Annotated in this window: 2 protein-coding genes; both read left to right on the forward strand. The window is 48.0% G+C overall.

Features of this window, described 5'->3' with window-relative positions:
* On the forward strand, positions 1 to 381 hold a 381-nt coding region (locus AWV70_RS22075; RefSeq protein WP_235588817.1), incomplete at its 5' end, for a hypothetical protein.
* Positions 382 to 423: 42 nt separating this feature from the next.
* Positions 424 to 877 (forward strand): 3-methyl-2-oxobutanoate hydroxymethyltransferase (locus AWV70_RS22080; RefSeq protein WP_201024459.1); only part of this gene is annotated, 454 nt, incomplete at its 3' end.

The following is an 877-nucleotide window of genomic DNA, read 5'->3' on the forward strand; positions in this document are numbered from 1 at the left end:
GATATTATCCGGGGTGAAAAAATGAATGGGTATATAAACGCGGGCTCTTCGCTTTCATCATCAATCAGCCCATATGCAGAGGAAACAGGCATGAAGACCGTTATGATCCCCTGCATTGTAACTGCGCTGGCGATATTGTTTGCGGGCGGAGAAAATTTGCTATGGCGAACCACAGATTATTACCCCTCGTTTCTTGCCGGCGTACGCGACGTTGATAATGTTACCCTGCTGATCCCGACCGCAATGAAAGACATATGTGGCAATCAGCGTCCTGTTCCGGAGTTAAAGAAAAAACGAAACGGCCTGTATTTACGCTGCGGAACACCGGGGATTGAGGGCGTCTGGCGAATAATTGTCCCTGATGTCCGACGGACTGAATAAATGTGTAATGACAGTTAATAAAAGTTAACCAGGAAGCTGAATATGGCAAAGACCACTCTGACACAACTGAAACTGATGAAACAGCAGGGCGAAAAGATTGCCATGCTGACCTGCTATGATGCGACATTTGCACACGTAGCCAGTACTGCGGGTGTGGATATGCTGCTCATCGGCGATACATTAGGTATGATTTTACAGGGACATGACAGCACATTGCCTGTCACTGTGGATGACATGGTTTATCACACAGATTGTGTGAGGAAAGGTAATACCGGGAGTTTTATTATCGCTGACATGCCATTCATGTCCAGTATATCCCCCGAACAAACATTGTGTAACGCAGGAAAGTTAATGCGGGCTGGAGCACAGATGGTCAAACTGGAAGGGGGCGAATGGCTGGCTGACGTAATCCGCCAGTTGACCCGACAGGGAGTACCCGTCTGTGCTCATATTGGGCTCACGCCACAATCCGTTAACGTTTTCGGTGGGTTTAAGG

This window comes from Sporosarcina koreensis, assembly GCF_001531445.1.
GTDB classification, from domain to species: Bacteria; Bacillota; Bacilli; order Bacillales_A; family Planococcaceae; genus Sporosarcina; species Sporosarcina koreensis_C.